Origin of the sequence: Halorussus amylolyticus (assembly GCF_004143485.2) — an archaeon.
GTDB lineage: Archaea > Halobacteriota > Halobacteria > Halobacteriales > Haladaptataceae > Halorussus > Halorussus amylolyticus.
Genome location: NZ_ML974133.1, coordinates 20649 through 42992 on the forward strand (window position 1 = coordinate 20649; position 22344 = coordinate 42992).

The window sequence follows — 22344 nt, forward strand, 5'->3', positions numbered from 1 at the left end:
TAGAAACTCTCGATGAGTTTATTTTCGGTTACAAAAGGATTTAGGGCCGGGTGTGCAATCTGACACCATGGACTTCGGACTATCCGAGGAGCAGATTGCGATTCGCGACGAGGTGCGAAAGTTCGCCGAGAACGAGGTCGCGCCCGTCGCCGGGGAGTACGACCGCAACGAGGAGTACCCGTGGGACGTGATGGACGAGGCCGCGAAGATGGGACTGGTCGGCGCGCACATCCCGATGGAGTACGGCGGCGCGGGCTACAGCAACCTCGAATCGGCCATCATTACCGAGGAACTGTTCGCGGTGGACCCCGGTATCGGTCTCTGCATCACCTCGGCGGCATTCGGCGCGGACGCCATCATGGGCTTTGGCTCCGACGACCAGAAGGAGCGCTTCCTCACGCCCGTCGCCGAGGGCGAGCAAATCATGGGCGCGGCAATCTCCGAACCCGACACCGGGTCGGACGTGTCGAGCGTCTCGACTCGCGCCGAGAAGGACGGCGACGAATGGGTGATTAACGGAAATAAGATGTGGATTACGAACGGGTCGGTCGGCGACTTCTTCGTCGTCCTCTGTCAGACCGACCCCGACGCCGACGGTCGGTACAACGGCTTCAGCCAAATCGTGGTCGAGTCCGACCGCGACGGCTTCGAGGCCGAGAAGATTACGGGCAAACTCGGCATCCGCGCGTCGGACACCGCCGAACTCATCCTCGACGACGTGCGCGTGCCCGAGGAGAATCTGGTGGGGACTCGCGGCATGGGCTTCCTCCAGCAGATGCAGTTCTTCGACGAGACCCGGACCGCGGTCGCCGCGCAGGGCGTCGGCATCGCCAAGGGTGCGAGCGAGGCCGCCCTCGACTACGCCCAAGAGCGCGAGCAGTTCGGACGCGCCATCTCGGAGTTCCAGGCCATCCAGCACAAACTCGCGGACATCTACACCCGGACCGAGGCCGCGCGGAATCTCACCTACAAGGCGGCGTGGAGCGTCGACCAAGGCGAGGACATCACGATGCTCGCCAGCATGGCCAAAGAGTTCGCTTCGCGCGTGGCGGTCGATGCCGCCGACGAGGCGGTTCAGATTCACGGCGGCGCGGGCTACGTGGACGACTTCCCGGTCGAGCGGTTCTACCGTGACGCGAAGATTACCCAGATTTACGAGGGGACGACCGAGATTCAGAAGAACATCGTCGCGCGCGAGCTTCTGGGCAAGGGATTCTAATTCGAGCGAGTCTGAGTACTGACCGGGATAATCCGAACCGCGGTAATCCGACCGCGGTAATCCGACCGCGAGGGGGTCGCCGACGGCGACCCCCTCGCGGTCGAGCGCTCTCGACCGATTCGTGACAACGATTCACGCTTTCTTTTAAGCTCGCTCGAAAGTAGTAGAAAATACTGCCGCTTAACTGAAATTAATAGGCTCCTGTAGAGTTAGTATTTTTTGATGGAACAAAAAACTAATCGACGCACCTTCCTGAAAGGAGCGGGCGCTGCACTCGGCGGACTCGCATTTACGACCACGGCTGTTTCGGCGGAGTCCGCGGAGAACCGATACCTCGTGGACCTCCAATCCACCTCGAAGGACGCACTCGACGGCGTCGAGGTCGTCCACGACCTCGACCAAATCGACCTCGCGGTCGTGGAAGGCGACGAAGCCGAAATCGACGGCGCGACCTACTCAAAGGACGTGGAGATGGAGTTCGACTTCGCCGAAATCGAGGACAACGGCGACGGCGACGAACCCGGCCCGCACAAACTCTCTCAACTCCAGTGGGACAAGCAGGCGCAGGGCGCCTCCGGCGTTCACGGCACGACTCGCGGCGAGGGGACCCGCGTGGCGGTCCTCGACTCGGGCGCGATACCCGACCACCCCGACCTCGAAGGCACGCTCAACACCGACCTCTCGCGAAACTTCACGGGCGACGGCGGCGACTTCACGCCCTACTACAACGACCACGGCACCCACGTCGCGGGCATCATCGGCGCGGACGACACCACCGAGGAGGGCATCGTCGGCACCGCGCCCGGCACCGAACTCGTGGCGCTCCGGGTGTTCGTCGGGCCGTTCGCGTTCTTCGGCGACATCATCGCGGCGATGACCTACGCGGGCGACATCGAGGCCGACGCGGCCAACATGAGCCTCGGGTCGTACCCGCTTCCGAACAACGAGGAGAATCAACTCCTCCGCGAGTCCATCGAGCGAGCCACCGACCACGCCGCCTCGCAGGGAACCCTGATGGTCGCGTCGGCGGGCAACGACGGCGTCAACCTCGACGACGACGGCGACGTTCTCAGCCTGCCGAACGAGGCCGACAACGTGATGAGCGTCAGTTCGACCGGTCCCATCGGCTACCGGTGGGACGACAAGGGGAACGGACGGCGCATCCGGAACTACCGCGCGGCGTTCAACAAACTCGACGAGGAGACGACCACCCCCGCGCCGTACACCAACTACGGGAGCGAGGCAATCGACATCAGCGCGCAGGGCGGTAACACCGACAGCGAGGCCGAGGGCACCGACGCCAACTGGCAGTACGACATGGTGCTGAGTACGATATTCGAGTGGGACGACGACGACAACATGGTGCCGTCCTACGGCTGGAAGGCCGGGACGAGCATGGCGGCACCCCAAGTCGCCGCGGCGGCCGCGCTCGTCAAGAGCGTCAACCCCGACGCGACCCCCGGCGAGATTCGCGACCACCTCGAATCGACCGCCCGCGACGTCGGCGATTCGAAGTACCACGGTTCGGGCCACCTCGACATCGAGGCGGCGGTCGAACAGTCCATTTAAAACGGATTTCCGGTCGGACTCAGCGATTGATGAGTTCGTAGGGGTCGGCGTCCTCGGGGAGCGCCACCTCGTACTCCCGGTCGGCGGTCCGGTCCTCGAACTCGGCTCGGGCCTGTGCGAGCAGTTCCTCGTCTTCGAGCAGGTCGTACATCGTCCCGGCGATGGTCTTCGCGGCGAACTCCATCCCCGCGGTGCCGAGGTCCTTGCCAGCGGCGACCGCCTGCCACGAGTGGAGCGGGGTGCCGACCGGCCACGTCGCCGCGGTGAATCGGCCGAGCGGGACGTTCCACGACACGTCGCCCGAGTCGGTCGAGTACGGTCCGGTCGTGCCCTCGTCGGTCGCCTCGATTGGTCGGGTGAACACCGCCTCCTCGCGGGCCTCCGCGCGGGTGTCCTCGGGGAGTTGGGCGAGCGCGGTCTCGGCGTCGAACGTCTCGCGGAGGTCGGCCGCGAACGCTTCCTGGTCGTCCGACAGCGGGAAGTCGGCCTGCTCCATGTTGTCGAGGATGGCGTCGCCGAGCGCGTAGTTCGGCACGACGCCGTACATCCCGCTAATCTTGGTCGCGTCGAGGTCGGTCTGGGTCATCAGCGCCGCGCCCTCGGCGATGTCTTGGACCCACGCCGCAATCTGTTCGACCTGCTCGCGCTCGGGCGCGCGGACGAGGTACTCCACGTTGGCGTACGGCGGGACCACGTTCGGCGCATCCCCGCCCTCGTGGATGACGTAGTGGATGCGCGCCGCGTCGGGGACGTGTTCGCGCATGAACTCCACGCCGGTGTTGAGCAACTGGACCGCGTCGAGCGCCGACCGTCCGGACTCGGGCGACCCCGCGGCGTGCGACGACTCGCCCTCGAACGCGAACTCGAAGGCATCGACTGCGAGACACGACCCCTTTCCGGGCGCGTTGTACCACCCGGGGTGCCACGACACCACGGCGTCCACGTCGTCGAACGCGCCGTCTCTGACCATGTATATTTTTCCGCCGCCCGACTCCTCGGCGGGCGTGCCGAAGAAGACGACGCTCCCGGTCACGTCGCCGCGCTCGATGGCGCGCTTGAGCGCGATTGCGCCGCCGAGGCTCCCGACGCCGAACAGATTGTGGCCGCATCCGTGGCCGGGTTCGCCCTCCGAAATCGGCTCGCGCTCGGCCGTCGCTTTCTGGCTCAGGCCGGGGAGCGCGTCGAACTCGCCCATCGTGCCCACGACGGGGTCGTCGTCGCCGTACCGCGCGACGAACGCGGTGTCGATGTCGCCGATTCCGGCTTCGACCTCGAAGCCCTCCTCGCGGAGCGCGGCCTGAAGTCGCTCGGCCGACTCGGTCTCCTGAAACGCGACTTCGGGGGTCTCCCAGATGGCTGTCGAGAGCGAGCGAAGTCGCTCGCGCTCGGCTTCGATGGCGTCGAACAGGTCCTGCTTGGACATGTGGTACTGCTATCCGGGAGCAGACAAAAGGGTTCGCTACCCGGCAGGGAGGACGAGAGAAAATCCCGAACCTACCCCCACGTCTCCTCGACCACGCGAACCCAGTTCTCGTGCGCTATCTTCGCCACCTCGTCCTCGTCGAATCCTCGGTCTCGAATCTCGGCGACCACGTCCGGAAGCCCGGTCACGTCGCCCACCGAGTCGGGAATCGTCGCGCCGTCGAAGTCCGACCCGAGCGCGACGTGTTCGACGCCCGCCCTGTCGGCGACGTACTCGACGTGGTCCACGAGCGTCGAAATCGACGTGTCGGTGTCCTTCCGGCCGTCTTCGCGGAGCGAAGTCACCGCGAAGGTGATGCCGACGACGCCGCCCGAATCCGCCACGGCGTCTATCTGGTCGTCGGTGAGATTTCTCGTCGCGGGACAGAGTTCGTGGGCGGCGGTGTGACTCACCACGAGCGGGTCGGCCGAGATATCGGCCACGTCCCAGAATCCGGCCGCGTTGAGGTGTGCGAGGTCCACAAGAATTCCGCGGTCGTTGCACGCCCGGACCAGTTCGCGCCCGGCGTCGGTCAGGCCGGGACCGATATCGGGCGTCGCGGGATATTTGAACGGAACGCCGTGGGCGAACTCGGTGGGTCGACTCCAGACGAGACCGATGGAGCGCACCCCGGCGGCGTACAGGAAGTCGAGATTCGAGAGGTCGGGAGCCACCGCCTCGGCCCCTTCGAGATGTGCGATTGCGGCGACGGCGTCGTCATCGAAGCACTCGCGGAGGTCGTCCGGGGTTCTGACGACTCGGAACTCCCCTTCCGATTCGGCCTCGACGCGGTAGAGGTGCGCGAGCATATCATAGGTGTGTGCCTTCGCGCGCTCGTGGGAAATCGGGTCCGCATAGGGAATCTCGTGGCCCTCGTCGGTCTCGCGCGTCTCGTAGTCGGCGTCCGGGGTCGAGACGAACGCCGCGAAAAAGCCGCCCGCGAAGTTCCCCTCGCGCGCTCGGGGGAGGTCGAGGTGGTTCGCGTCGTGTCTCTCGAAGACCGAGTACTCGGGCGTGCCGGTGTCGTCGGTGTCGGACCGGTACAGATTGAGCAGGGCGTCGTTGTGCCCGTCGAAGATTGGAGTTGGCGAATTTGTCATGAAGTACGTGACCGAGGGGCGCGGAGGTCAGTCAAACTATCGGAGACGATGCGATGCTCGAAACCTTTTGGCGTTCGCGGTCGTCGGTGTTCAGTCTTCGGGAGCGAGTAGGCGGAGTGAAAAAATATGCGAGTCTCGACGGAAGAACGCAGACGACTAGCGACTGCTTGAGCCAATCATACCGCAACCGCGACAGCACCGCAACAGCCACACACCTCCCCAGCCGATTCGCTCACTCGCGCCCTTCGGGCGCTCATTCGCTCATCCCTCGCGCGCTTTGGGCGCGACCCAACACAGCCGGGTCGCGCCAGCGCGCGCCGAGTAGAAAATCGACCCAAAACCGCCGGGTGGGAAACCGACCCGCAAAGTAGCCCTAAACCGAGTACTCGTCTTCTCGGAACTGGACGTACTTGCCGTTCCGGTACTTACGCTTGGTGCGCTTGTACCGGGTCACGAGCTTCGCGCCCGTGATGCCCGACGAGAGCTTCCACTTCAGCAGGCCCTTCTCGCGCTTGCTGGCAAGAATGTCGCTGGCGGCCGAAATCGTCCGGTCCCACTGGTCGGGCGTGTACTCGCCCACGATATCTGCGAAGGTGACGTTCCGGAGGATTTCGTCGCCGATGGCGTCCTTCCACTCGGCGTTGTAGCTGTCCAGTCGGCCCTTCGCCGCGAGGTCGCCCGCGATTTTGCCCGTCCGGGCCGCGACGTGGTAGCCGCCCTCGTGGAACGCCGAGGTGGTGCCCATCGCGCCGCCGACGACCGCGATGTTCGCCGCCGTGGGCGAGTCGATGGGTCGAGTCGAGGAGATGGGATACGTCTCGGTTCCCTTGCTCTTGCCGCGGTTCTCGACGCGCGGGAAGTCCGAGAGGTCGTACTCGTCGCCGTACTCGCGTTCGAGCAGGCGCTCGACGTACTCGCCGCCGCGCGGAATCCGGTCGTCCTCGGGCCGGAGCAGGTCGTACTTCTCGCGGTCCGCAACCGCGTCGATGTCCATCCCGATGGGCATCGTCAGCCCGACTCGCGCGACCGTGCCGTCGTTCGGGAAAATCCACGGGTACGCGGTCTCGCCCGGCATGATTCCCCACCAGAACTTGAGCGCGTCTGCGTCGAACAGTTCCTCGGGGAACTCCCGGTACTCCTGATACGCGATGTGGTTCGCGCGGTTCGGACTCAGCACGTCGGAAATCCGGCGGTCCTCGGGCGAGAAACGGTCCAGCACGCGCATCGTGACCTGCCGCTGCGGCCCGTCGGCCAGTACGAGATACTCGGCTTCGATATCCTCGCCCGACGAGAGGGTGAGTGTGTGGGTCGGCGTGCCGGTCAGGTCGGTCTCCACGTCGGTCACGCTCACGCCGACGCGGTACTCCGCGCCCGCGGTTTCGGCGCGCTCGCGGAGCCAATCGTCCATCCGGGCGCGGTGGAAGGTGAACCCGAAGCCGTCGTAGGAGGCTTCGATTCCGGTCTCTTCCATCACGCACTTCTCGTTCGGTCCCCAGAACTCGGTCCGGTCGAGTTCTTGGAGGACGACGTGGTCGGGAATCTCCTCGAAGGGGATGTCGAGAATGTCCACCCAGTAGTCGAGCATTCCGGCGGCGTCGGTCGAATCCGGGCCGAGCTCCTCGCGGTCGGCGCGCGGGACGCCCTTCTCCACGACGAGCGCGTCGGCCCCCTGTTCGGCCGCCTGCTGTGCGGCGGTGGTCCCGGCGGGACCGCCGCCGACGATGGCGACGTCGACTCGCTTCATACGACTACGGTTCCGCGCCGGGTATTAAATGCTTGACCTTCCGATTCCGTGATACGGTCCGGCTGGATTTTCGGCGGGACGACCGGATGCGAGGATGACGCGGGATTCCGAACCTCTCCAACGACTTCTAAGTAGCAGGCCGTCGTGGCTCCGCCATGACTCGGACGAAGCGACTCCTCGTCGTCTGTGCAATCTTCGCGCTCGTTCTCTCGCAGGCCGGAGTCGGGCTTGCTACACACTCGGTCGGAGCGACACAAGACTCGCAGGGCGTCGAATCCCGCGAGGAAGTCGAGGCGTTCGTGGACGACGCGATGGCCGAGGACCTCCGCGAACACGACGTGTCGGGCGCGACGGTCTCGGTCGTGAAGGACGGCGAACTCCTCTTCGCGGAGGGGTACGGCTACGCCGACCGACAGAATCGAACCCCCGTCTCGGCGAACGACACCCTGTTCCGCGTCGGGTCGGTCTCGAAACTGTTCGCGTGGACCGCCGCGATGCAGCAGGTCGAAGCGGGCGCGCTCGACCGCGACGCCGACGTGAATCGGTATCTCGACCGGGTTCGAGTGCCCGCGACCTACGACGACCCGGTGACGCTCGACCACCTCGCGACCCACACCGCTGGCTTCGAGGAGCAGTACCGCGGCACGTTCGTCGAGTCGCCCGACGACGTGCGTCCGCTCGGCGAGAGCCTTCAGGACGTTCCGGCGCGCGTCCGCCCGCCCGGAGAGGTCACCTCCTACTCAAACTACGGCGCGGCGCTGGCCGGGCACGTCGCGGCCCGCCAGACCGGCGCGACGTTCGGCGCGTACGCCGACCGGCGCATCTTCAGCCCGCTGGAGATGGACGACAGCACGTTCGCACAGCCGGTGCCCGCCGACCTCCGGGCGAACCTCTCGCACGGCTATCGGTACAATGACGGGCAGTTCGAGCGCGGCGACTTCGAGACAGTCGGCATCCCGCCTGCGGGGTCGATGAGCGCCACCGCGACCGACATGGCGAACTTCATGACCGCCCACTTGGAGGGCGGACAATACGACGACTCGCGCATCCTCTCCGAATCCGCGACCCGCGAGATGCACCGCCAGCAGTTCACCAACCACCCCGCGGTGAACGGGGTCGCGTTCGGCTTCTACGAGCAGAGCCGAAACGGCGAGCGAATCATCGGTCACGGCGGCGACACCGAACTGTTCCACTCGGGCCTCTGGCTGTTGCCCGAGCGCGACCTCGGGGTGTTCGTCTCGTACAACAGCGCCGGCGGGGCCGCCGCCCGCGAGGAGTTCTTCGACTCGTTCGTGGACCGGTTCTACCCCGAGGACGAGACTGGGACTGCGAGCGGGACCGCTGGCTCCGAAAACGTCATCGGCGCGCTTCCGGAGAACGAGACGGTCGCCGCCGACGGCGGCGACCGTCCGGCACTGTCTGTGTTCGAGGGGTCGTACCGACAGACGAGGATTCCGTACTCCAGCTACGAGAAGGTGGGCGCAATCGGTGCCGACTTTCAGGTCAGCGCGAACGACGGCGACCTCGTGGTGAACCTTCCCGGACAGGACCCGACGCGGTGGGTCCGAAACGGGTCCACGGTGTTCGAGGAGCGAGGCGGCGACGGTCGGATGGCCTTCCGGGTCGAAGACGGCGAAGTGACCTACCTGTTCTTCGACGGCGCGGCGCTCCAGAGCTTCGAGCGAATCGCGCCGTGGGAGACCACGCAGATGCAACTCGGTCTGTTCGGTGGCGCGCTCCTCGTCTTCGCTTCGGCGGTCATCGCGTGGCCGCTGCTGGCGTTCCGCCGGTCGTGGAAGGGTCGCCCGCCCGGGGACGACGCGCCGCGCGCGGCCCGGTGGCTGGCCGGGTTCGCGGGACTCCTCGCCGGGGTTTTCGTCGCGGGATTCGCGTGGCTGGTCGTCACCGACCAGTCGGCCATTCTGTACGGTTCGACGCTGTTGGACGCCCTGCGCGCAGTTCCGCCCCTAATCGGACTCTCGACGCTCGGCGTCCTCGCGCTCGCCGTCTTGGCGTGGCGCGACCGCTTCTGGGGGCTGGTCGGCCGGGTCCACTACACGATTCTGACGGTCATGCTCGCGGTGTTCTGCTGGCAGTTGTGGTACTGGAATCTGCTCGTGCCGTTCTGAAGTCGCGTCGTTGCACATCGGCCACACGCCGGCCGCACCGAACTACTTCGAACCGAAATACTGATACAGTCACCTTCACTGGTCCGTGGTGTGAAAGCAATTATCAATGGAACGGTTCACACGGTCACCGAGCAGGGAACCATCGAGGGCGGCACCGTGGTCCTTGACGACGGAGAAATCGCCGCGGTCGGCGACAGTGACGAGGTCGAAGTCCCCGAAGACGCCGAGGTCTTCGACGCCGAGGGGATGCACGTCACGCCCGGTCTCGTGGAGGCCCACAGCCACGCCGGGATGGGCGAGTGGGCACAACCCAACGACGGCGACGTGAACGAGTTCACCGACCCGGTGACGCCCCACGTCAGCGCGCTCGACGGCTTCCACCCGCGAGACGAAGAACTCAAACACGCCTTCCAGGGCGGCGTCACCACCGTCTCGGCCCGGATGGGGAGCGCGAACGTCATCGGCGGCGTCATCTGCTCGATGAAGACCTACGGCACCGTCGCCGACCGGATGCTCATCGCCGAGGACGGCATGAAGGCCGCGATGGGAGAGAACCCCAAGCGCGTCCACGGCGAGAACTACGACCGCGAACCCCGAACGCGTTCGGGCGTGGCCGCCACACTCCGAGCGGCGCTGATGGAAGCCGAGGACTACGCCGAGAGGCGCGACCACGCCCGCGAGGAGGGCGACCCCTTCGAGCGCGATTTGGGAATGGAGAACCTCGCCCGAGTCGTGAAGGACGACTTCCCGCTCCGAGTCCACGCCCACCGCGCCGACGATATCATGACGGTGTTCCGAATCGCCGACGAGTTCGGCATCGACAATCTCTCCATCGAGCACGCGACCGAGGGCCACGCGGTCGCCGAGGAGTTCGTCGCCCGCGACGTGCCCGCGGTGGTCGGTCCCACCATCTCGTCGGCGAGCAAGTACGAACTCCGCAACATCACCTTCGAGACCGCGGGCATCCTCCACGAGGAAGGCGTGAAGGTCGCCATCCAGACCGACGCGCCGGTCCTGCCCCAAGAGCATCTCGACGTGTGCGTCGGACTCGCGGTGCGCGAGGGTCTACCCGAGGACGCCGCGCTCGAAACCGTGACGCGCAACGCCGCCGAGATTCTGGGCATCGAGGACCGCGTGGGGACGCTCGACGAGGGCACTGACGCCGACGTGGTGGTCTGGGACGGCCCGATGTTCGAACTCTCCTCGGACGCCCAGCAGGTGTTCGTGGACGGCGAGCGAGTGTACGACAGTGAGCGTGACGACGTGGACCCGCGTGAGGATTACGCGTGGTGAATCGGGGGTAGAACGTTTGTGAAGGGTTTTCTTTGGGGATTTTTGGATGGTCGCTACGAATCAGCAGAGAAACTGCAGTGAGGTTTTAGAAAGCCCCCGGACGCTCGCCACGAACTGACGCAGAAACCACAGTGACATTGTAGAAAGCCCCCGGACGCTCGCGGTCGCTGACCGACATATCCGCGCCTCTCAGCAACGCCCGGCGCGGATAGAGGTCGGTCAGACGACCAAGACAAGCGCGAGCGCCCGGCCCCTTTCAGTCCCTCCCCGTGGTCTGGACCATCGAGGCGTTTCCGGCGGTTGTGTCACCGGCTGTTTCGATGTTTGACGTTCCACCCGGCGCGCGCTGGCGCGACCCGGCTGTTTTGGGTCGCGCCCAAAGCGCGCGAGGGATGAGTGAACGACCGGAGGGAGTGAGCGAATCGGTTGGGGAGGGTGTGGCCTGCGGTCGCGGTGCTGTGCGGTTCTCATATGTATCGTGCGAGCTAGCTTCGCGCCGGGGTGCAATTTTCAGCAGTGCGGTCGTTCGTGCACACCAAGGGAGTAACTGCCTTCGAACTTATCGAAATCCAAATAATCCACTCTCACGCCAGCCATTCGTCGGGCTTCGTGTCGTAGTCCACCTCGGTAGCCGCAATCTCCTCCACCTCGCTCCACGCCAAGTCCTCCATCGTGAACTCATCACCATCGTACCGAAGCAACTTCCCGACCTCCTCCGGGTCCGGCTCCCTGTCCCGCCGCCGAGCAATCTCCGCGTCCCTATCATCGACCTCCTTCACGATGGTCTTGAGGTTCACCGGGCGTCCCCAGAGGTCGAAGACGCGTTCGAGGGTTCCCTTGGCCTGCTGGATGTCGAGCATCACGCCGTTGTAGTGGTGGCCGAGCAGGAGTTCGTTCCGATTGTTGTAGTTACCGTCGTACACCGCGACGGTCGGCTTGCCGAAGTTGGTGAACTGGAGCATCAGCTTCTTCTTCACGTCCTCGTAGTCCGTGCTCGCCACGCGGTAGTCGCCCGTCGTCTGGCTGAACTCGTAGGTGAAGTACCGATTGTCGGTGACGAACTCCGGGGTGAGGAAGCTGTCGAGGAACGTCACGTCGTTGTGGCTCTCGCGGATTTCGCGCATCCTGTCCCACCCCGCGGCGTAGTCCACGTCGGCAAGCGCCGCCTCGACCGAGTCGTACCGGGCGTCGTCCATCAGATACCGGGCGTACTGTTCGAGCTTGGTCTGGGAGATAGACCGGAGGAATCCCCGGTTCTGCGGCTTGCAGAGCGAGAAGTGGCGCTCGGCCAGCCCCTCGTAGGTCAGCACCTTCCACGGGTATCGGTCCACGTCGATGTCTCCCTGTTTCGCCGCTTCCAGCGCCTCGGTGTCCACTTTTTTGGAGTCCACAGATTCGAGGTCGCCCACGGTCTCGGCAGTAATCGAATCCAGCGCGGGGTCGGCCGCGAGCAGGTCCTGTACTCGGTCGAAGTCCACGGTGTCGTGGAAGTTCCGCCACGTGATACCGTCCACACGGAGGAGCTTCCGGACGACTTCCCGGCGGTTCTCGGTGTTCTCGACGTACTCCCACAGCTCCTTGCCGAGTTTGTAGGGGTTGAGTCCGGGAGAATTGAGGACGCGAGCCTGATGGTCGGCGTACTGGACGAACTCGTCGTCGCCCGCGAAGGCTTCCTCGCCCATCATCATCGACTCCCAGTAGGCGGCCCACCCCTCGTTCATCACCTTCGTGACCTTCTGGGCCGCGAAGTAGTACGACTCGGCTCGGAGCATCTCCAGAATCTCCGTCTGCCACTCCTCCATCTCGACCGCCTTGCCGGTCTCGGCGTCGAACGCCTTGCCGTGTTCGCGGAGGAACGCCAGCACGTCCTTCTCGGGGTCGTCCAAGTCGGCAGGAGCCTCCTCTTGGGCGTCGAGCCACTCCTCGTCGAACACCTGCCGTTTCACCTCGTCGCTCAGGTCCATCTCGTCGAGTCTCTCGGCGAGATCAGCGTCGGCGTCATCGACGTCGTCGCCGATTGCGCGCTCGTACTGGCGCTTGAATGGCTCGTGTTGGTCGATGTTGTCTTCCAGACACAGCACGCTGTCTATCCACTGCTCGACCGCCTCGCGGTCGATGTCCGGGTCGGCCATATAGCCCCGGATGCGGTCTGCGTGACGCGCCAGCATCGCGGCGGCGTCGAGGTCGTCGGCGAACATGCCGTACCACTTATTCTTCGCGAAGAAGTCCGAGTGGGCCTCGACGTGGGTGATGACCGCCTTCTGGTCGGCCAGACTGTTCGACTCCTGGAGAAAGGCGTGGGAGGGGTCGTCGTTGATGACGATTTCGAACGCCTTCCCGCCGGTGTACTGGCCCTGCTTTTGCTGGCGGTCGTACTGCATTCCCCACCGCCAGTGGGGATACCGCTCCTGGAAGCCGTTGTACGCGATGAGTTCGTTCATCTCGTCGTAATCGACCACCCAGTAGTTCACGTCGTAGGGGTCGAGACCCAGCTTGTGGGCGAGATTTCGCGCCTCTGCGGCGGGTTCGTGAAGCGGTTCTGCGGCCTTCCGGGTGTGGGGTCGGTGACTCATGCTATTCGGCCTCCGTGCTCAGAATCTCGTAGATGGCGTCGGTCACGTCGTCGGGACCGTTGACGTAGCTGACCGCCACCGCCTCCGAGTCGCCGAAGTGCTCGTCCACCTCCTCGGCGTGTGTCGCGTTGATGGCCTTTCCGTCCGGTTGGGTCTCGACGTAGGCGTGGAGGTTCGCGGGAATCTCCTCCATCTTGGGGATGACGTTCTCGCTCGTGTCGTTCCGGGAGTTCTCGCTGTCGCCCGCCGCGAACACGTAGCGGTTCCACTCGGCCCACGGGTATCGCTCGTCCAGAATCGCGGCGGCGAGTTCGTACGCCGACGAGATTTTGGTGCCGCCGCCCGACCGAATGCCGAAGAATTCGTCGCGTTCGACCTCCCACGCCTCTGCGTCGTGGGCGATGTAGACGAACTCCGCGTTGTCGTACTTGCCGGTCAGATACCAGTCGAGCGGCGTGAAGGTGCGCTCGACCAGTTCGCGCTTCTGCTCGCGCATCGACCCCGACACGTCGCGGATATTGACGACTACGACGTTCTTCTCGCGCTCCTCCACGATTTCCGGGTAGCGGTAGCGCTCGTCCTCGCGCCGGAACGGGACGTGGCGGATGCCCTCCTCCTTTATCTTCTGGGCGGCGCTCCGGTGGCGGGTGTTCTCCTGCATCTCGTCGATGCTCGCCCACGTGGTGCGCTCGTCGGCCGGAATCGCGTCGTACTGCTCGTCGAGCCAGTGCTTCGAGACGTTGATGTTCTCCTCGCGCGCCCACTCGAACGCGCGGTCGGGACCCCACCCCTCGATTTTGAGCGCCTCTTTGACGTACTCGGGGTCGAAGTCCATCGCGAGCTTTCGTTTCAGCCCCTCCTTGAACATCCGCTCGAAGTCGAGCGTGCTGTCGGGACCGCTCCGGGTCATGTCGGTGAAGTCGCCCTCCTTCTCCTCGATGACCTCCTTGCCCTTCGGCTCTAAATCGAGGCCGAGTTCGTCGTCCAACTCTTGGGCGAACTCCTCGGGGTCCATCTCGTAGTAGTCGTGGTCGCCGCCCTCCTCGCCGGGTTCGTCGCCGTCGTCGCCGTCGTCTCCCGGTTGCGGTTGAGGCTGGCCCACCGGGTCGCCCACGTCGGGGTCGCCCTGACCGATACCGCCCTTGTCGAGGCGGTCGTAGGCGAACTCCGGAAGGTCCACGATTTTGATGGGAATCCGTATCTCGTCCGGGAGGCTTTGTCCCAAATCGCCGTACTGGATGAAGTCCGCGAGGTCTTCGCGCTTCTCCTCGCCGACTTCGCGGTAGCGTTCGAGGTCCTCTCTCAGTCCCATTTGTAGCTCACCTGACTCATGACGTGTTGGCTCGTCAGTTCGGCCGACGCCTCGGAGTACCCGAACATCTCGACCAGATTCTCGATGGTTTCGGCCTTCACCGTGGCCGTCTCGGTGTCGCTCGGCGGGTCCGACCACTGCGAGGGGTCGAAGTCCTCGTACACGCGGCGCACGTCGTCCCAGTCGTAGTTCGCCAGCACCGTCTTGATGATGGGAATCTCCTTCGGGTCGATGTCGCTCACCTGGAAGTCGTCGTTCCGGTTCTCCCACGCGTGGCGATTCAGCGCGGTGATGACCTTGTTACGCCGGAACTCCTCGACCGCGGGCGCGGGGTCGTGTTCGCTCCCGTAGCTCTCGGGCGAGAATCGCCCGAGGTGCTCGGTCTCGAACACCTTCATCTTGAGCGCGTCGGGTTCGATTTCGTCGCCCCGGTCGTTCACGACCGTCTCGTCGGTCGCCCACGCGTAGACGTGTTCGATGTACTCCTCGACCGTCTCCTCGTCCACGCGCTTGTCGGCCATGATGGCGTCGAGAACGTCCTCCTCTTGACACTGGAAGATGTAGTTTTTCACCGGGACGAGCCGATTCTCGTACTCGGTTCGCTCGGCCGTCGAGAAGACGGGTGCGCCGGACAGGCCTTCGGCCATCGCGTTGAGGAGGTCGCGGGGCATCACGACCTCCTCGACCGCGTACTCGGCGTGGGCGCGGTCGCTCTCCTCGTTGAGGAGGTCGGCGAGGGTGTCGCGGGTGTAGGTCACCGGGATGCCCTGGTCGCCGTCGTCGCCGCCGTCGCCGAAGTCGAAGTCGTCCTTGTCGAGGCGGTCGTCGCCGTCGAGCAGGTAGCCCCGGTCGAACAGCATCGCCTTGTCCACGAGGTCGAGACCCGCGGGCACGTCGTCGCCGTCGAGTCGGGTCACGACGCTGTATAGCGCGGCGGCCTCGACGGCGTGGGGCGCGATTTCCCGGCGGGAGACGCCGTCGGTGTCGTCGTTTCGGACCTGCACCGACAGGGGTTCGCGGATGCGATTTTCGAGTTCGTCGTAACTCTCGGCGCGCCACACGTCGGTCTCGTTGGTGAGTTCCCGCCGGATGAGTTCGGCTTCGAGGCTCACGTTCGTGAGGTAGGTGAAACTCCGGCGGTCGAGGCGGCGCTTCAGGGCTTTGAGCGGGTCCTTGCCGCCGGCCTCGGCGTGCTGATTAAGTTGGGATTCCAAGTCGGGGTTCGAGATGATGACCAACTGGGTGTCGATGTCCATCTGGATGCCCTTGTCGAGTTTCACGGTCTGCTCGTCGGGCACGTTCAGGAGTTTCTGGAGCAGGTCGGCGTGCTGGGCGGCGTCCTCCACCACCGTCAGCAGGCCGTTGCCCTGCGAGAGAACCCCGTCGTAGCTGAACGCCTGGGGGTTCTTGCGCCCGCGCGAATCGAGCTCCTGTAGCATCCCACGCATCCACGACCCCACGAGTCGCTCCTTGGGCGGTCCGGCGTCCTCCGAGTGGAGGACGCCGATTCCCTGTCCGATATCCACGACGTAGTTCTTGACCCGGAGATGGTTCGGGTCCGTGATGGCCGAGAACAGGTCGTCCTCGCCCATCCGACGGTACTGCTCTTCGAGGTAGTCGTACGCCTCGCGGCTGAACGGGTCGAGTTCGCTATCGACTCGCACGTCGATGTGGTCGTCGAGGCGGTCGTTCATCTCGGTCAGAATCCGGTCGCGGACCTCGGGGGGAAACACCGTGAGCGGGTTCGACTGGACCGGACTCGCGAACCAGTTCTCCTCGTCGGCGACCGCGCGGTCGTCGCCGTACGAGAGGCTCCGACCGCCGCTCGCGCTCGCGATGTTCCACTCCATCGTGTACCGGCGGCCGTCCTCGGTCTTCGAGTACTCGCGGAGTCCGTTCACGAGACACCGCTTCAGTTCGGACTTGCCGGTCGCCGTCGGGCCGTCGAACCAGATTATCTTCTCGCCCTTGCCGCGCTCGGCCGCGATAGAGCGCAAGTCGTCAACGAAGGCGTTGAGAACTTCGGTGTTCCCGAGGACGGCGTGTTCGCCGTCGTTGGCCGGGTCGTCGAAGAAGCGATAGCGCTCTTTCTCCTCGCCCTCCTCGACCACGGTTCGGGTGCCCATCGACTCGATGGCGTCGAGGAGGTACTTGCTCGCGTGGGCGGCGACGGTCGGGTTCTCGAACGCTCCCTCGACGTACTCCGCGAGGCTCATCGGCTCTTCGTAAGTCTCGCGGAGTTCGCGGTCGGCGTCCTCGATGAACGCCTCGCCGGACGGGGCGTCCTCGCGACCCGGAGCGTTCTCGCGGGAGCGGGCGTCCTCGCCCGACGACGAACGCCGCGAGCGGTCGTCGTGGCCGGTCGCCACGATTAGTCCTCCATTTCCGCGCGGGCGACCTCGGCCCCGGCGAATTCGAGCACCTCCTTGGCGCCCTCACGCGAGTAACCCTGGTCGATGAGCGCGTCTATCCACGCGTTCTGTTCGTCGTCGTCCATCTCGTTGGCCGACACCAACGCGCTGAAGTTGATGTTGTGCTTCTTGTCCTCCCAGAGTTTGCGCTCCAGCGCGCGTCGGAGCCGGTCGTTGTCCTGCGGGTCGAACGGCGAGCCTTCGCGGGCGCGACGGGAGACCCAATTGCTCACTTCCTGACGGAAGTCGTTCTTCCGGTCGCGCGGGATGTCGAGTTTCTCCTCGACCGCCCGGAGGAAGCTCTCGTCGGGTTCCTGTTCGCGGCCCGTGAGCGAGTCCTCGACGGTGTCGTCGTCGATGTACGCCATGACGTGGTCCATGTACTTCTCGCCTTGGCGCTGTATCTCCTCGATGTCGTAGGCGAGCGCGTGGCGCACGTCCTCGATGGCGCGGTCCTTGTACTCCTCGCGCACCATTTCGAGGTAGCGGTAGTACGTCTCGAAGTTCTCCTCCGGAATCGAGCCGTGGTTTTCGAGGTTCTCCTCGAAGTGATTGAACACCGAGAGGGGGCTGAGGAAGCCCCTGTCGCGGTGGGTGGAGTTCATGATGGCCTCCGCGATTTCGTCGCCGATGAACCGTGCCGAAACGCCCTCCATGCCCTCGCCGATATCGGCGTTCTCCTCGCCCTCCTCGCGGAGCTTCTTCACGTCGATGTCGTCGGCCTCCTCGCTCTCGCCGTTGTACGCTTTCGCCTTCTGCATCAGGCCGACCATCTCGGAATCCGGTTCCTCGATTCGGGTGAGGACGCCGAACAGTCCGGCCATTTCGAGCGCGTGGGGTTCGATGTGAACGTCGGGAACGTCGGCGTTGCCCAGCATCTTCCGGTAGATTTGGGCCTCCTCGTCGTATTCGAGGACGTACGGGAAGTCGATGCGCTTGGTCCGGTCGTTGAACGCCTCCATCTTCTCGTCGCCCTTCTTGTCGCGGTACTCGGGCATGTTCGTCCGGCCCACGATGACCTGGTCGATGTCGATTCGGGGATTGTTCTTCGGCTTGATGGTCTGTTCCTGCGTGGCGTGGAGGAAGTCGTACAGGAACTCCCGCTGGAGTTTGAGCAGTTCCTCGCCCGAGAAGATGCCCCGGTTCGCGTTACAGAACGCGCCCGAGTAGTCGAACGCCCGCGGGTCGGACTCGCCGTAGATGGCGATTTTCGAGTAGTTCACGTCGCCGGTCAGTTCGGTCTCGTCCTGATTCTTCTTGTCCTTGGGTTCGAACGTCTCGACGGCTTGGCGCTTGTTCTCGTCGGCGGTCAGCCGGATGATTTCGACGTGATTTTCGAGGACCTGCTGGATATCGTCGTCGTAGTGCGCGAGGAGTTCGTCCATGTAGAACGCCGACGCGGGGTCGAGGCTCTGCTCGTTCTTGATGGTGTACGGCGCGTCGAGGCGCTCGTTCAGGTCGTCGATGACCCGCTGGCGCTGTTCGACCGGGAGCAACACGAGGGGGTCTTGATTCATCGGCGACCGAACCACGTCGTCGGCAGGGTCTTGGTCGTGAATCACGTCGCAGAGGTTCGTCCACCGGTAGGTGTACATCCGGCCCTCGTCGCGGAGGGTGTAGTCCTCGAAGTACTTGCGGACCTGCCGGTCGAAGTCGGATTTCCCGGACCCCACGGGACCGAGCAGGAGTTTGATGCGCTTTTCGGGGCCGAGACCCCGCGCGCCCGACTTGACCTTGTTGACGAACTCGTGCATCGCGCGGTGTATCTCGTGGCCGTAGAAGGTGTTCTCGCCGTCGTGGAGCGGGTCTTCGGAGGCGAGCAGGTACTCGACGACTCCGGCGTCCTCGTCGTACTCGGTGCCGTAGTAGTCGAACATGTCGGCGACTCGCTGGTGGGCGTTGCGGGCCACCTTCGGGTCGGCGTACACCTCGTCGAGATACCAGTCGAACGACTTGATTTCCCGGAGGTCTTCGGGCATCGATTCTTGGTAGCGCTGGCTGAGTTCTTCGAGTGTTTCCGTCATTGTATCACGTTTGTTCGGTGGGAGAGCGGAGACAGAACGCAAGATAGCGACCGAATTCGCGGTCGGAATATGTGGTGGTTCCGCACGTACTAATGGTTGACGGCCCGACGAAACACGGAGTTCGCCCCGGACCCGTGGCTATGTGTGCCATGATTTTCATCCCGGACTTTCGCGCGACCCTGCCACCCAGCAGGGCACCCTGTAGCTGGCCGTTCATGTGCGTGCCATCCCCACTCCATTCACTGCGGCCAGACGGCAGAGGGCGACTAAATCGGTCGGACGTGAATGGGTTTTGGTAGGTGTTACCGTGTACCGTGTGGGTTACTACCACCGATACTATTTAATAGAAGACTTGAGAGAACATATATCTGTTGCTACAGTTCACACGCTATTTACGTTATGCCAACTCTATTGAACCCGGTCGATTAACACGAGAGGCGGGCGTCGGTCGCGCGCGCCGAACCGGGCGTCTTCCGACCGAATCGCCTATTTAAATACACCATCGCGAAGAGCGACCGACGCGCTCGCGTTCGGGGTTCTCGACCGCCGGAATCGAATCGCATCACGAGGTCGCACAGACCGCCAAGACCTTACCCCGCACCGTTCAACGCTCAGGTATGACCGACGACGCCGTATCCGAGGACGGCCGCCCGGCCGACGGCCTTCCCGAGGGGTGGACCGTCTGGAACGACGAACCCGGCGGACGGCGAATCCTCGCGTACCGACCCGACGTGTTCGACACCGAACGGTTTCCCGCAGCGTGTCTCCCCACGCTGTTCATCGCTGCGGGCGCGCCGAACCGACCGCCGGGCGAGGCGGAAGTCACCACTCCGGACGTGTGGCGAGTCCAGTTCTTCCTCGAACCCGAGGTAGAGGTGACGAGCGCCCGGACGTACGACTCGCGCGAGGCCGCGCTCGACGCCGCGAGCGAACTCGCGGCGAAGTTCGCTCGCGGCGAACTGGACTACCGGGGCGCGTATCAAGTGCCTCGCGAGGCGTACCTCGACCGACTCGACGAACTGACGGGACGAGGGGCTTAACCGCCCGGCCCGCGTACGACCGTCCATGTCATCCATCACGCTCGTCGGGACCCGCCTCGCCGAACCCGGACAGGAGTTCGTCTACCGTGGCGAAGCCCCGGCCTGCGAGGGCTGTCCGTATCGAACGCAGTGTCTGAATCTCTCCGAGGGGGTGCGCTACCGCGTCACCGACGTTCGGGAGGGTGCCCAGACCTTAGACTGCGGCGTCCACGATACCGGCGTCTCGGCGGTCGAAGTCGAGACGGTCGGCACGAAGGCCAACATCCCCTCGAAGAACGCCTACGCCGGAAGCAAGGCGAGTCTCGCGGGACCGTGTCCGCACACCGAGTGCCCGAGCCACGAGTACTGCGAACCGACCGGCGTCGAGTTCGACGAGGAGTATCGAATCGCCGAGAAACTGGGCGAACCACCCCACGACTACTGCATGCTCGACCGGGACCTGACGCTCGTGGAGTTCGCGGCCAGCGAGGAGTGAGCGGCTTTTTTAACGGCTCTCCGCACGTCTCGCTCGAATCGACCGCCAGACCGAAATCGAACACCCGACGGCGCGCAGGAAAAAGTTGTTTAGTCGGGGGGAACTACCGTAGGGTATGATACCACTCGATGAGGCAGTGACCGCGCGCCTCGAATCCCACGGCGAGCGGTTCGAAGTGCTGGTAGACCCCGACGCCGCGCTCGCAATCAAGCGCGGCGAGTTCGACGGCGACTTGGAGGATGTCATCGCGGCCGAGGACGTGTTCGAGAACGCGAGCAGGGGCGACCGTCCGGCCGAAACCGCGCTGGAGGAGGTGTTCGGCACGACCGACCCGCTCGAAATCATCCCGGAGGTCATCGAGCGCGGGGAGATACAGATTACCGCCGAACAGCGCCGCGAGATGCAGGAGCAGAAGCACAAGAATCTCATCAACCGCATCACGCGCAACGCGGTCAATCCCCAGATGGACAACGCCCCCCACCCGCCCGAGCGCATCGAGAGCGCGCTGGAGGAGACCGACTTCCGGGTGGACCCGATGGAACCGGTCGAAACGCAGGTGGACGACGCGCTCGAAGCCCTCCGGCCGGTCATCCCCATCCGATTCGACGAGGTCACCATCGCGGTGCAGGTGCCCGCCGACTACGCCGGGAGCGCCCAGTCGAAGATTCGACAGTTCGGCGACCTCGAACGCGAGGAGTGGCAGAACGACGGGTCGTGGGTCGGCGTCCTGACGTTCCCCGCGGGGATGCAAAACGAGTTCTACGACCACGTAAACGAGATTACGAGCGGCGCGGCCGAGACTCGCATCATCAAGGACGAGGACGACCTCAAGACGCGGTGACACCGTCCATACGTCGGCGAAACCGACCTCCTTCAGAGAGCTTCGTCGTCGAGGTCCTCGTCGCTCCGTTGAGTAAGGATGAACGGCCCAGAAGTAAGCGTTCGTTTGGCCACCGTCGCTGCTCGGAGGATATAGGCGGTCAAGACGACGAACGGTGCAAGAGCGATAGTGTACGCAACGCTGACGTACACGAGTAACGGTGAAATTGCGAACACGGTAACGTCGGGAATTAAATTCGCGTCCAACGCGAGCAGGACGTAGGAGGTGTACAGGATAGCTGGGAGCGAGACGTACAACAGAGTGCCCGAGAGGTTCGAGAGTTCCCGTTTGAAGTACAGTGATTTGAAGAACTCTCGGCCCGTGGCGAAAAATTCCAGGATGTCCACCAGTTCGTCGAACGGTTCGCGTCCCTCGTCGGATAGCGCGTCACCGTACTCCGACTGGAGTCGACGGGCGGCATATATCTGCCACGAGTAGTTGTAGTTCAACCCTACCTTGAGTACGTTGAAAGTTCCGAACGTCGCGTCTTCTAGAGTATCGGTTGCCTGTTCCGTGTCCGCCATGATGCGCTCGACGTACTCGTTGACCGCCTCTTTGAACTGCTCCTCCTCGCTTTGGTCAGCAATTTCGGATAGCTGGGTTGCCTTCGACTGAATTGTATCGATGATAATCTGGAGGAACGCCGCGGGTTTCGCCGGGCTGACGCCTGAGCCAGTCAAATCTTCGAGGTCTCTGCGAAACGTGAGAGACTCGTCCACGCGTTCGCGCTTGTTACCGATAGAGCCGAGTTCCTCCGAAAGAACTATAGAATTAATCGACACGACTATTGACACGAGCAGTATAATCCCCGATAGAAGCGTGCTGAAGAGCGTCTGTACGGTGTTCGTCTCGGTGAGAAGTTGTCTCACTTCGAACGGCCAAATCGTCCCGAGAGTTGTAAGCGCCACTGCGACCAGGAGAAGAATCGTGAAACTGACCTTCCACCTCTCACCGTCTAGCAGGACCCAACGTTTTACCGGATGTTCGCCGGGGTCAATGAGCCTCGATTCGAGTTCCTCAGTGCCGCTCTGGAGTGCCTCGCTTCCTTTTTCGGCAATCTCGGAGTCTGAGAGGTCCATCGTCCAGCAACTCTCGACACCTTGCCGTTTTGCT

The 22344-nt window shown here is 64.1% G+C and carries 15 protein-coding genes; 7 read left to right on the plus strand and 8 right to left on the minus strand.

Going from position 1 to position 22344, the window contains the following annotated elements; genetic code table 11:
• The first annotated feature begins 67 nt into the window (after positions 1 to 67).
• Positions 68 to 1219 carry an acyl-CoA dehydrogenase family protein gene (locus EKH81_RS09230; protein WP_132058260.1) on the plus strand — a complete coding sequence of 384 codons (1152 nt, stop codon included), beginning with the start codon at positions 68 to 70 and terminating at the stop codon, positions 1217 to 1219.
• Positions 1220 to 1441: 222 nt separating this feature from the next.
• Entirely contained in the window at positions 1442 to 2788 is a 1347-nt protein-coding gene (locus tag EKH81_RS09235; RefSeq protein WP_132058543.1) for a S8 family peptidase, read from the plus strand.
• A gap of 19 nt (positions 2789 to 2807) precedes the next feature.
• Here the strand turns inward: EKH81_RS09235 and EKH81_RS09240 are convergent, their stop codons facing one another.
• The 3 genes from EKH81_RS09240 to EKH81_RS09250 all read right to left on the minus strand — a co-directional run bounded on the left by EKH81_RS09240 (position 2808) and on the right by EKH81_RS09250 (position 7094).
• Positions 2808 to 4211 carry an amidohydrolase gene (locus EKH81_RS09240; RefSeq protein WP_132058261.1) on the minus strand — a complete coding sequence of 468 codons (1404 nt, stop codon included), beginning with the start codon at positions 4209 to 4211 and terminating at the stop codon, positions 2808 to 2810.
• 71 nt (positions 4212 to 4282) lie between these two features.
• On the minus strand, positions 4283 to 5350 hold the full coding sequence (locus EKH81_RS09245) for a dipeptidase (RefSeq protein ID WP_132058262.1): 1068 nt from the start codon (positions 5348 to 5350) through the stop codon (positions 4283 to 4285).
• Positions 5351 to 5723: 373 nt separating this feature from the next.
• Positions 5724 to 7094, minus strand: coding sequence for an NAD(P)/FAD-dependent oxidoreductase (locus EKH81_RS09250; protein ID WP_132058263.1), 1371 nt, complete (start codon positions 7092 to 7094; stop codon positions 5724 to 5726).
• A gap of 155 nt (positions 7095 to 7249) precedes the next feature.
• On the opposite strand from EKH81_RS09250, the gene EKH81_RS09255 reads away from it, so the two are divergent.
• Entirely contained in the window at positions 7250 to 9223 is a 1974-nt protein-coding gene (locus tag EKH81_RS09255; protein WP_132058264.1) for a serine hydrolase domain-containing protein, read from the plus strand.
• Positions 9224 to 9313: 90 nt separating this feature from the next.
• Complete coding sequence (locus EKH81_RS09260; RefSeq protein WP_132058265.1) at positions 9314 to 10516, plus strand: amidohydrolase; 1203 nt, start codon at positions 9314 to 9316, stop codon at positions 10514 to 10516.
• 584 nt (positions 10517 to 11100) lie between these two features.
• On the opposite strand, the gene EKH81_RS09265 is transcribed toward EKH81_RS09260, so the two are convergent.
• From EKH81_RS09265 to EKH81_RS09280, 4 genes are all read right to left on the minus strand, one after another.
• Positions 11101 to 13089 (minus strand): SpoVR family protein, encoded by a 1989-nt coding sequence (locus tag EKH81_RS09265; protein WP_132058266.1) that lies wholly within the window; start codon positions 13087 to 13089, stop codon positions 11101 to 11103.
• A gap of 1 nt (position 13090) precedes the next feature.
• Positions 13091 to 14401 (minus strand): YeaH/YhbH family protein, encoded by a 1311-nt coding sequence (locus EKH81_RS09270; RefSeq protein ID WP_132058267.1) that lies wholly within the window; start codon positions 14399 to 14401, stop codon positions 13091 to 13093.
• Positions 14392 to 16662 (minus strand): PrkA family serine protein kinase, encoded by a 2271-nt coding sequence (locus EKH81_RS09275; RefSeq protein ID WP_238392167.1) that lies wholly within the window; start codon positions 16660 to 16662, stop codon positions 14392 to 14394. Before EKH81_RS09275 ends, EKH81_RS09270 begins: the two co-directional genes overlap by 10 nt.
• A gap of 110 nt (positions 16663 to 16772) precedes the next feature.
• Positions 16773 to 18836 carry a PrkA family serine protein kinase gene (locus EKH81_RS09280; protein ID WP_132058268.1) on the minus strand — a complete coding sequence of 688 codons (2064 nt, stop codon included), beginning with the start codon at positions 18834 to 18836 and terminating at the stop codon, positions 16773 to 16775.
• A 617-nt stretch (positions 18837 to 19453) separates the two neighbouring features.
• Between EKH81_RS09280 and EKH81_RS09285 the strand changes: the two genes are divergently transcribed.
• From EKH81_RS09285 to EKH81_RS09295, 3 genes are all read left to right on the plus strand, one after another.
• Positions 19454 to 19876 (plus strand): DUF5820 family protein, encoded by a 423-nt coding sequence (locus EKH81_RS09285; RefSeq protein WP_132058269.1) that lies wholly within the window; start codon positions 19454 to 19456, stop codon positions 19874 to 19876.
• Between the two features lie 25 nt (positions 19877 to 19901).
• Positions 19902 to 20351 (plus strand): UPF0179 family protein, encoded by a 450-nt coding sequence (locus EKH81_RS09290; RefSeq protein WP_132058270.1) that lies wholly within the window; start codon positions 19902 to 19904, stop codon positions 20349 to 20351.
• 115 nt (positions 20352 to 20466) lie between these two features.
• Positions 20467 to 21192 (plus strand): ribosome assembly factor SBDS, encoded by a 726-nt coding sequence (locus EKH81_RS09295; protein WP_132058271.1) that lies wholly within the window; start codon positions 20467 to 20469, stop codon positions 21190 to 21192.
• A gap of 32 nt (positions 21193 to 21224) precedes the next feature.
• Here EKH81_RS09295 and EKH81_RS09300 read toward each other — a convergent pair whose 3' ends face one another.
• On the minus strand, positions 21225 to 22310 hold the full coding sequence (locus EKH81_RS09300; protein WP_132058272.1) for a DUF7972 family membrane protein: 1086 nt from the start codon (positions 22308 to 22310) through the stop codon (positions 21225 to 21227).
• Positions 22311 to 22344 lie beyond the last annotated feature (34 nt).